This window comes from Massilia sp. CT11-108 (assembly GCF_047302915.1).
Taxonomy (GTDB): domain Bacteria; phylum Pseudomonadota; class Gammaproteobacteria; order Burkholderiales; family Burkholderiaceae_D; genus Telluria; species Telluria orientalis.
Genome location: NZ_JBKYMO010000188.1, coordinates 1 through 10,482, shown reverse-complemented (window position 1 = coordinate 10,482; position 10,482 = coordinate 1). Strand labels below are relative to the sequence as shown.

Here is a 10,482-nt window from a genome sequence, read left to right as displayed (position 1 = left end):
TTATAATAGACGGCCACCGGCACGATGAGCGGCACGGGTGCCGCCACCGCCTTCGTCCATCCGGGCCTGCTGCACACGCAGGCCGACTTCGACCGCATGAAGGCGAAGTACCAAACGTCGCCGTGGTCGGGCAGCTGGAACCTGCTGGTCAATAATTCGCACGCCAGCCTGTCGTACACGCCGCACCCGCAGGTCATCGTGTACCGCGGGAACGACGGCGTCCATTCGCAAAACTATTCGACGCTGTTCAATGACGTGGCCGCCGCGTACGCGTGCGCGGTGCGCTGGAAGATCTCGGGCGACACGGCCTATGCGGACAAGGCCGTGCAGATCATGAATGCATGGTCGTCTACCCTCACCTCGATCCAGGGCACGACGGACGCCGCCCTCGCCGCCGGCATCTACGGCTACGAATTCGCCAACGCGGGCGAGATCATGCGCACCTACACCGGTTGGGCCGCGGCGGATCTCGCCGCGTTCCAGGACATGATGAAGACCGTGTTCTATCCGATCAACCACGACTTCCTCATCCGCCACAACAACACCGACGTCACGCATTACTGGGCCAACTGGGACCTGTGCCAGATGGCGTCGATCCTCGCCATCGGCGTGCTGTGCGACGACCAGGGACTGTTCGACGAAGCCGTCACGTACTTCAAGTCAGGCGCGGGCAATGGCGCCGTGGCGCAGGCCGTGTACTACGTCCACCCGGGCTTCCTCGGCCAATGGTAGGAATCGGGACGCGACCAGGGCCACAACACGCTCGGCATCGCGCTGATGGGCGCGCTGTGCGAAATGGCCTGGAACCAGGGCGTGGATTTGTACGGCTACGACAACAACCGCTTCCTGATGGGCGCGGAATACGTGGCCAAGGCGAACCTGATCCAGTCCGGCACGACGTATTACACGGTGCCGTACGTCCCCTACAACAACGCCGACAACGTCAACCAGGGCGTCTTCTCGACGAACAGCCGGGGCAACGTGCGGCCCTGCTGGGCGCTGGTCTACAACCATTACGTGAACCGCAAGGGCCTCGCGGCGCCGTATTCGAAGATGTTCGCCCTGCAGATCCAGCCCGAAGGCGGCGGCGGCAACTACGGCTCGACGAGCGGCGGCTACGACCAGCTGGGCTACGGCACCCTCACCTGCACGCGCGACCCGATCTCCGCCGGCGTGCCGCCCAGCGGCCTGAAAGCGCGGACCCCGGCGGGCGGCGTGGAATTGTCGTGGTGGGGCAGCGCCTACGCGACGAGCTACAAGGTCAAGCGCGCCACGTCGACGAGCGGTCCCTGGACCACCATCGCGAGCGGCATCACCGACCTGCTGACGTACACCGACAATCCGGGCGCGGGCACGTGGTACTACGTCGTTTCCGCCATCACGCCGGCGGGCGAGACGGCCGATTCGAACCGCGCCACCGCCAAGGTCGGCAAGACGCTACACACGTACCTGGCGTGTAACGACGGCACCGGGACGACCGTGTCCGACGCCAGCGGCCAGGGTCACGCGGGCACGCTGACGGGCAGCGCCACGTGGGGCACCGGCAAATCGGGCAGCGCGCCGGCGCTGAACGGCAGCACGGATTACGTGAGCCTGCCCGCGAACCTGGTCACGGACCTCACCGATTTCACCGTGGCGTGCTGGGTATATTGGAACGCGTCACGGAATTGGGAACGCATCTTCGACTTCGGTTCGGGCACGGGCCGCTACATGTTCCTGACGCCGCGCTCGGGCAGCGGCGTCGTGCGCTTCGCCATCACCGTCGACGGCGGCAAGGGCGAACAGGCCGTGACGGGAACGGCCGCGCTGCCGACCGCGCAGTGGGTGCACGTGGCCGTCACCCTGTCTGGACAGCTGGCCACCCTGTACGTGAACGGCACCGCGGTCGGCACCAACAGCGCGGAATTCCTGCCGCCGTGGCAGCTGGGCGGCACGACCCGGAACTGGATCGGCCGCTCGCAGTATGCGGGCGACCCTTATTTCAACGGCCGCATCGACGAGTTCCGCATCTATCGCGGCGCGCTGGCGGCGGCCGACATCGCCGCGCTGATCGCCGCCAGCTGAGCGGCCAGTCCGTCACACCCGGCGCCGGCGCGCGAGCGCCAGTGCCGACAACCCGATCGCCGCCAGCCAGTATCCCGCCGGCTCGGGCACCGCCGTCACGGCGGGATCCGACAACGTGCCGGCGATCGTCCCCTGCCCTTGCGCGTCCAGTGCCGGCGTCCACGTGAAATCGGCCAGCGCGCCCGTGAACGGATCATAGTGGCCGAGCGGCGCGAACGCGTCGTCGAACGCCGCCACGACGAAATGCGACACATAGCTCGTCAGCGGATCCGGCGCGCCCGCGAAGGTCAGGTCGAACGACAGGGTCCTGCCGAAGTCCACGGCGTGGAACAGGTCGTTCGAGGTATCGTTGCGGAACAGGTAGCCGCCCGCGACGGGCGTCACGCCCCACGAATCGATGAACGCCGTGCTGTCGAAGCCCACCATGTTGCTGACCAGCGCGGTTGCCAGCGGCACGCCGCTGCTGGCGGACAGCTGCATGTCGACGTAGCCCGTGGCGGCGCCGAACGTCGACGTGTCGATCGCGACGTGGATCGTTTCGGCCGACGCGGTGCCGGCGCCCGCCGCCAGCATCAGCGCGAGGGCGGAAACAAGGGATTTGAATCGGATGATCATGGCTGTCCTCAGAAATGGGGTTGGTACAGCGCCGGCACGTAGCCGATCGCGACACGGTTCGGATTGGTGAACGTCAGCGGCACGGTGAGCGTCGCGCCCGGATTCAGCGGCCCCGCGACGGCGACGTACGGTACGCCCCCCGTCGTGCCGCCCGCGTTATCGAGCGTGACGCCGCTTGTCAGGCCGTTCAGCGCGAGCCACAACGGCCCCGCCAGCGGGGTCGTGCCGGTGTTCGTGACGGTCACACCGCCCACGTATTTGCCGGTCATGCGGTTCAGGGTCGCGCCCTGCTGGGTCATCCTGACGCTCGCGCCGACGTCCACCGGCGCGACGTTCACGGCCAGCGTGTGCTGCGCCTCGGTGTTGCCGGCCGCGTCGACGCTCCAGTAGGCGACCGTGTGGCTGCCGGTCGTGTTCAATGACACCGTCGTTCCAGTCTGCTGCACGCCGCCGTCCACCGTGTAATACGTCGCCTTCACGCTGCCGCCCGTATCCGTGGCGGACAGCGTGACCGTCACGTTCGTCGCAGGTGTCGTGCTCGTGCTCGCGGTCGTCACGGGCGGCGCCGTGTCGGCGCCATGCAGCGAACCATGCAGGCGCACTTCGGACAGGTTGCCGTACCAGGTGCCGCCGTTATAGATACGGATGTAGCGGTACGGCGCCGGGCTGGCGACGGGGAACGATTGCCACTCGAGCGTCGACACGGCCGGCGTGGTCAGCGTCGTCCACGTCGTGTTGTCGTTCGAGCCCTGGATCACGGTGCCCTTGATGCGCGCGTAATTGCTGTCCTGGCGCGGGGCCAGTTCCACGCCCGTCAGGTTCACCTGGTTGCCGGACTTGAAGTCGAAGGTCACGTACGCGCCCACCCCCGAATTATTGCTGCCGGTGCGGAAGTCCGAGATCGAGCCCAGGTTGGCGTCGAACAGGCTCGTGACGACGGCCTGCGTGGTGGCCGCGGACCGGTTGACCGTGGAATCGATCAGGGTGGCGACGGTCGGCACGTTACGGATCGTATCCGCCTCGTCCACCAGCGTCAGGCCCGTATTGTCGGTCGTGGCCGTGCTCGTGAAGCCGGGCTGGCCGTTGGCCTGCGTGTAGCCGATGGCGAAATTGACCGCACCCGCCGCCACGCCCTGGGGCAAGGTCGCCGTGGCCGTGAAGTTGATGTTGTCGGTCGTCGTCACCGTGGCGGGCACGCCCTGGATCGTGACGCCGACGCCGCTGATCGCCTCCTTCGCCGTGAACGCCAGCTTGACGGCATTCCCGGGCACGATGCGCGTGCGCAGCGCCTGCGCGGAACTCATCGACACGGTCGCGATCTTGTTCGACGATTCGGCGACGCCGTACAGGCGCAGTTCTTCCATGTTCCCGTACCAGTTATTACCGTTGATGACGCGGATGTAGCGGTAAGGCTGCGGGTTCGCCACGGTCAGGGTCTGCCAGTCGGCCGTGTTTCCGGCCGCGTTGGAGAGTGTCGTCCACGCCGCGTTGTCGTTCGAGCCCTGCACGACGGTGCCGTTGATGCGCGACGAGTACTGGTCCTGGCGGCCGATCACTTCCGCGCGCTGGATCGTGGCCTTGCCGCCTTCCTTGAAGTCGAACATCACCCAGCCGCCGTAGCCGCTGCCGTTGACACGGAAGTCCGTCCCGGTACCGAGATTGCCGTCGAACAGGGTGTTCACCGTCGCCAGCAGGTCGGTCGCGTTGCGGCCGCTGGAATCCCGCAGGCTCGTGATGGCCAGCAGGTTGCCCAGGTAGTTCGTCTGGTCCGCGATGAACAGCGACGAGCTGTCGGTCGTGAACAGCACGGGTTCCGCGTCGGCGCCGGCCCCGGTCTTGTAATTCAGGGTGAACTTGACGGTGCCCGGCTGCGCGTCGCCCGGCATGACGGCGCTGGCCGTGTAGTTCACGTTGTCGGCCGTCGTCACCTGGGCCGGGACGCCCTGGATCGTCGCGGCCACGGCGTTGATCGGGGCCGTCGCCTGGAAGTTCAGCTTGACCGTATTGCCCGGCACGATGCGCTTCCTGAGCGCCTGGTCGGACCCGATCGACACGGACGACAGCAGGTTGACCGTCTCGTGGCGCGTGCCGAAGATCCGGAATTCGCCCATCTCGAACATGGAGCTCGACGGCTGGATCATCTGCACCTTCAGGAAGCGGTACTGCTGGTCCTTGAGGTCGTCGCTGACGGCCAGGGTCTGCATGTCCTCCGTCACGACGGTCATGCCCGGCGTCAGGCGGACCCAGTTCTCGTTGTCGTTCGAACCGAAGGCGACGACGCCGCCGCCCCGCTCGGGGAACGACGTACGCGCCTGGATGCCGAAGGCGGTGGCGTTGACCTTGTAGCCCGGGCCGAAGTCGAAGTAATAGGTGAGGTTCTGGGCCAGGTAATAACCGACGAACGAATCGGGCGTGCCGTCCAGCGCATTCGGCACCTGCGTGCCGAAGGTGGACGAGACGAACATGTTCGCGTAGTTCATGCTGCCGTCGGCCAGCAGCGGCGTCAGCTCGGACAGCCCTTTCAATGCCGTCTGCAGCGCGCCCAGCTTCTGGTAGAACTGGTCGTCGGTCGCCGTCGACACCGCATTCGTCGCGTCGGCATACGCCGCGTTGTAGGCGGCCAGGCTCGGGGTCGTGTACAGCGTGTCGGGCTTGTACCCGGCCGTCACGGCGGCGATGGCGGACTGGCGGTCCGCGCCGACGACGACCTGCACGGCCTTCGACGTGACGACCGTGCCGTCGGTCGTCGTGACGATGAAGCTGAAGGTGCCGGCCTGCGTGGGCACCCACGCGAACGCGCCCGTCTTCGTGTCGAACTGGGCGCCGGGCGGCAGGTGGTCGATCGTGTACGTCAGGACGTCGGTGGCCGTGGCGTCCGTCGCCGCGAAGCTGTACGACACGGTCGCCGTGGAGCCGGCGTTCGTGTACAGGCTCAGGTCCGCGTCACCGCTCGTAAACACGGGCGGCGTGATCGAGGCGCCCGGGTTGACGTTGATGTGGTCGATGTCGACCGTCGTGCCGGCGCCCTTGACGGTGAGGGGCAGGTAGTCGCCCAGGCCCTGGTACTGGTCGAATGCATAGCTCACATAGCGCCACTGGCCCTGCGTGTCCGGCAGCAGGATGGTGTCGCCGAACGCGTCCACCGATGCTTCGCCATTGGTCCGCACGCGGAATGCCACGCTGCGCGTCCCGTTGCCGTAGCCGATGACGGCCAGCCTGCTGCCCGCTCCCGTGGCCGCGACGCGAATGAACGACGCGGTGTCGTCCTGCATGGCGGTCCCGAAGCCGTCGAGCGACGTGAAGCGGTCCTCCACTTCGCGCACCGGATCGACGATGGGCTTGACCAGGAATTGCGTGCCCTCGCTTTCCGCAGCGGGCGGCATGAAGAGCCAGAAGTCGCCGCCGCCGTCCACGCCGTCCCAGTTGTAGACCGTGCGGTCGGCGAACATGCGGGTATAGTTGGGTGCGCGCTGGTTCATGTCCAGCCCGCGCGTGTACTTGTAATAGTAGTACGGCTCCCACGTGTTCTGCGTGAGGCGGCCCCGGTAGCCGCCCTGCAGCGTCTTGTAGACGACGGTCGGCACGCCGTTGGCGTCCGTGTGCGCGGCCGTCGGCACCCAGGGCGTGTCGTAGCCCAGCATGAAGCCGGCGAAATACTCCGTGGCGTCGAGGATGCGGTCGTTCAGGAATTCGTACGGCCCCACGGCGTCCGGCGCCGCCGATGCCGTGCCGTTGACGGGGTCGATCTTCTGGTTCTGCGACATCAGCAGGCGCGCAAGGATACTCATGTTCGTGACGTCGCCGGCGCCGTGCGCCTGGTCGCGTCCCATTTCCACGTGCTCCACCATCGGCGTCACGGCTTCGCCGGTCAGGTCGTTCTTCGTCACGAGACGGAACAGCTGCTTGATGGCCCCGTTCTGGCCCTGGTCGACGGCCGTCCTGTTGATCGTGAACCACTCGACGCCCTCGTTCCAGCGGGCCCGGTTGCCCGTGAAGATATAGCCGGACATGGACCCCAGCAGCGCGTACAGGTGCTGGTTCATGAAGTGATCGGGGCTGTGGTTGAACGTTTCCGTGACGGGCACGATCAGGTTGTTCGTCAGGTTCACCGTGTCCTGGTCGGTCCAGGCCAGCGCCGCCGTCTGGCACGTCGTGGTGCGCATGATGTCGGCCGCCGCCATCATCCGGCTCATGGGAATGCCCGTGTGGATGTGCGCGTCCGTGTAATACACGTACTGGGTGGGATCCATCTGCGCCCAGATGCGGATCAGGCGCATCGCGTTGGCGCGGTAGGTCTCGTCGCCCGTCACGTAGTACAGGATGGACTGGGTGTACGCGGACAGCGCGTCCGCGATGAATTTCGATTCCACGCCCTGGCTGTTGAACGCCACCACCGCCGGCTTCGTCGGATCCGCGCCGCTCTGGTTTTTCGATGCCACCGTCTTCGATGCCGCGCCGGACAACAGCATCATGTTGAAATAGGTGTTCCAGGGCTCCTTCTGCGCCTGCACTTCCGTGCGCAGGTTCTCCAGCACTTCCTTCGTGAGGCCGACGCCGGGATGTTTGAAGCCGTTCGCGTCGGTGAACTCGTTGATGGCGGGCTGGTAGCTCGTGAGGATGGTCTGGATCGTGTCGGCCGCGACGGCGTCGTGCGCGGCGGGCAGCAGGCTCGCGACGGCGAGCGACACGGCCAGCGCCGCTGCCCGCAACATGGGCGTGCGGGTACGGGATTTACGCATTGTAGTCTCCTGTTCGGTATTGTTTTTTCGGGATCCCCGACAACATGGATGTTATCGATACCCCGCGAGGAGTCTAGCATGCGTAAACCGGTATAAAGCCTGTCATTCCGAAATATTTGTGATCGATACCAGATTCGGTATCAGTCCGGCACGACCGCTGTCGCCTCGATTTCCACGCGGGCGCGGTCCTCGACCAGCGCACTCACCTCGACGGCCGTCATGGCCGGATAATGGGCGCCGACGATCTCGCGATAGACAGCGCCGAGGGCACTGCCGGCGGCCAGGTATTCCCGCCGGTCGACCACGTACCACGTCATGCGCACGATGTGTTCCGGCCGCGCCCCCGCCTCGCGCAACACCTCGACGATGTTGCGCAGCGCCTGTCCGGCCTGCGCCGTGAAATCGGCGCTGGCGAACTGCCCGTCCGCGTTCCAGCCGATCATCCCGCTCACGAACACGAGCCGGCCGCGCGCCGCGATGCCGTTCGCGTACCCGCGCGGGCGCGGCCAACCGGGTGGTTGCAGTATCTCCATCATGGTTCTTCCTTTGCCTCGCGCAGCAGTTCGCGCGCGATGATCAGTTGCTGTACTTCGGTGGCGCCCTCGTAGATGCGCAACGCGCGGATCTCGCGATACAGCCGCTCGGCCGGATGGCCGCTCGTGACGCCGAGGCCGCCGAACATCTGCACCGCCGCGTCGATCACCCGCTGCGCCGACTCGGTCGCCGTCATCTTCGCCATCGCCGCTTCCTTCGTCACCTTGCCGCCGCGGTCGCGCTGCCACGCCGCCCGGTACGTCAGCAGCGCGCTCGCGTCGATGTGCGTCGCCATCTGCGCGAGCTTCGCCTGCGTCAGCTGGAAATCCGCGAGCGTCTGGCCGAACATCCGCCGCCGCGTCGCATGGGCCAGCGCGTCGTCGAATGCGCGGCGCGCGAACCCGAGGGCGGCCGCCGCGACGGATGTGCGGAACACGTCCAGCGTCGCCATCGCCACCTTGAATCCCTGCCCGGCCGCGCCGATGCGCTGCGCCGCCGGCACCCGGCAACCCTCGAACCGCAGCCGCGCCAGCGGGTGCGGTGCGATGACGGCGATCCGTTCCGCGATCGTGAAGCCGGGCGTGTCCGCGTCGACGACGAACGCGCTGATGCCGCGCGCGCCCGGCGCTTCGCCCGTGCGCGCGAACACGACGTAGAAGTCCGCGATGCCGCCATTCGAAATCCACGTCTTCTCGCCGTCGAGGACGTACGCGTCTTCCTCAAGCCGCGCTGAGCAGCGCAGCGCGGCGACATCGGAACCCGCGTCCGGCTCGGACAGCGCGAACGCAGCGATGGCCCCGCCGCGGGCCACGCGCGGCAGGTAGCGTTCGCGCTGGGCCTCCGTCCCGAACAGGCTGAGCGCGCCGGAACCGAGGCCCTGCATGGCGAAGGCGAAATCGGCGAGGCCGTTGTGGCGCGCCAGCGTCTCGCGGATCAGGCAGATGGCGCGTGTGTCGATGGGAGAACCGGCACCGCCGATCGCGTGCCGCAGCCACCCGCCTTCGCCCAGCATCCGCACGAGGCGCCGGCAATCGGCATCGACGTCCGTGCCGTGCAGGTCGCGCACGTGCGCGGCGGCCCATTCATCCAGCGCCGCTTCCAGGTCGACGTGCCGCCCGTCGAAGAACGGCCAGTCGAGATAGGACTTGTCCGCCATGTCAGTCTCCTTCGAAGCGGGGTGTGGTTTTCGCGACGAACGCGTCGTAGGCGCGCTTGAAGTCGCCGGTCGCCATGCAGATCGCCTGCGCCTGCGCCTCGGCCTCGAGCGCTTCAGGAATCCCCATCGTCCACTCCTGCCGCAGCATTGTCTTCGTCATCCCGTGCGCGAACGTCGGCCCTTCCGCGAGACTGCGCGCGAGGCGCTGCGCCTCGCCCCTCACCTCGTCGGGCGCGCACAGGCGGTTATAGAAACCCCAGCGCTCGCCCTCCTCGGCCGACATGGCGCGGCCCGTGTACAGCAGTTCCGCCGCCCGTCCCTGGCCGATGAGGCGCGGCAGGATGGAACATGCGCCCATGTCGCAGCCGGCCAGGCCGACCTTCGTGAACAGGAACGCCGTACGCGCGCGGCTGCTCGCGAGGCGCAGGTCGGACGCCATCGCGAGGATCGCGCCGGCGCCCGCGCACACGCCGTCGACGGCCGCCACGACGGGCTGCGGGCAGCCGAGCATCGCCTTCACGAGGTCGCCCGTCATGCGCGTGAACGCGAGCAGGCCCGGCATGTCCAGTTGCGTGAGCGGCCCGATGATCTCGTGGACGTCGCCGCCCGAGCAGAAATTCCCGCCCGCGCCCGTCAGCACGACGGCCTTCACGTCGTCCGCATACGCGAGCGCGCGGAACAGGTCGCGCAGCTCCGCGTAAGAGTCGAACGTCAGCGGGTTCTTGCGCTCGGGGCGGTTCAGCGTGATGGTGGCGACGCCGCCGTCGGCCTCGTAGAGGAAATGTTCGGCGCGGTAGCCGGCCAGCTGCGTGCGGTGCATGGGGTCTCCTAGTCCTTGTCGCTCGATTGCGTATTCAATTGCCGCTTCATCGTGTCGAGCAAGGCGATCATGGTGGCCTTGTCGTCCGGGGGGATGTCGCCGAACAGGTCGGCCACCCAGCCCTGGTGCACGGCCGCCATTTGCGCGAACGCGGTGCGCCCGCGCGGCGTCAGCCTCAGCATGAACGCCCGCCCGTCCTGCGGGTCGGGCACGCGCAGGATGAGCTCTTCGCGTTCCAGCTGGTCGGCGATGCCCGTCACGTTGCCGCCCGTGACCATCATCCGCTTCGACAATTCGCCCATCCGCAAGCCGTCCGGGTGACGTTCCAGCTGCGCCATCAGGTCGAAGCGCGGCAACGTGATGCCGAACGTGGTGCGCAGCCGGCTGCGGATCGTGTTCTCCACGCGCACCGTGCAGGACAACAGCCGCAGCCACAGCTTCAGGTCGAGCGGGGCATCGTCGGCCGGCGTCACATCACCTCCCCGCCCGCCACCGCGATGGCCTGGCCGTTCATCGCCGCCGCGCTGGGCATGCACAGCCACGCTACGGCATGC

Annotated in this window: 6 protein-coding genes and 2 pseudogenes; 1 reads left to right on the top strand and 7 read right to left on the bottom strand. The window is 67.3% G+C overall.

Going from position 1 to position 10,482, the window contains the following annotated elements:
• Positions 1 to 12 precede the first annotated feature (12 nt).
• Positions 13 to 2,064, top strand: a pseudogene (locus ACEN88_RS16110) (LamG-like jellyroll fold domain-containing protein); the annotation flags it as partial.
• Between the two features lie 12 nt (positions 2,065 to 2,076).
• On the opposite strand, the gene ACEN88_RS16105 reads toward ACEN88_RS16110, so the two are convergent.
• From ACEN88_RS16105 to ACEN88_RS16075, 7 genes and pseudogenes are all read right to left on the bottom strand, one after another.
• On the bottom strand, positions 2,077 to 2,679 hold the full coding sequence (locus ACEN88_RS16105) for an NF038129 family PEP-CTERM protein (protein ID WP_413341130.1): 603 nt from the start codon (positions 2,677 to 2,679) through the stop codon (positions 2,077 to 2,079).
• Positions 2,680 to 2,687: 8 nt separating this feature from the next.
• Positions 2,688 to 7,418 (bottom strand): discoidin domain-containing protein, encoded by a 4,731-nt coding sequence (locus tag ACEN88_RS16100; protein ID WP_413341128.1) that lies wholly within the window; start codon positions 7,416 to 7,418, stop codon positions 2,688 to 2,690.
• A 140-nt stretch (positions 7,419 to 7,558) separates the two neighbouring features.
• Positions 7,559 to 7,951, bottom strand: coding sequence for a RidA family protein (locus tag ACEN88_RS16095; RefSeq protein WP_413341133.1), 393 nt, complete (start codon positions 7,949 to 7,951; stop codon positions 7,559 to 7,561).
• Positions 7,951 to 9,108: an acyl-CoA dehydrogenase family protein gene (locus ACEN88_RS16090; protein WP_413341126.1), complete on the bottom strand. Its 1,158-nt coding sequence runs from the start codon at positions 9,106 to 9,108 to the stop codon at positions 7,951 to 7,953. The genes ACEN88_RS16095 and ACEN88_RS16090 overlap by 1 nt, the downstream gene beginning before the upstream one ends.
• Before the next feature lies 1 nt (position 9,109).
• Positions 9,110 to 9,928: an enoyl-CoA hydratase family protein gene (locus tag ACEN88_RS16085; RefSeq protein WP_413341124.1), complete on the bottom strand. Its 819-nt coding sequence runs from the start codon at positions 9,926 to 9,928 to the stop codon at positions 9,110 to 9,112.
• 8 nt (positions 9,929 to 9,936) lie between these two features.
• The gene (locus ACEN88_RS16080; protein WP_413341131.1) at positions 9,937 to 10,401 is read right to left on the bottom strand and encodes a MarR family winged helix-turn-helix transcriptional regulator; all 465 of its coding nucleotides are present in this window, start codon (positions 10,399 to 10,401) and stop codon (positions 9,937 to 9,939) included.
• Positions 10,398 to 10,482: pseudogene (locus ACEN88_RS16075) on the bottom strand (3-hydroxyacyl-CoA dehydrogenase); the annotation flags it as partial. The pseudogene ACEN88_RS16075 and the gene ACEN88_RS16080, both read right to left, overlap by 4 nt.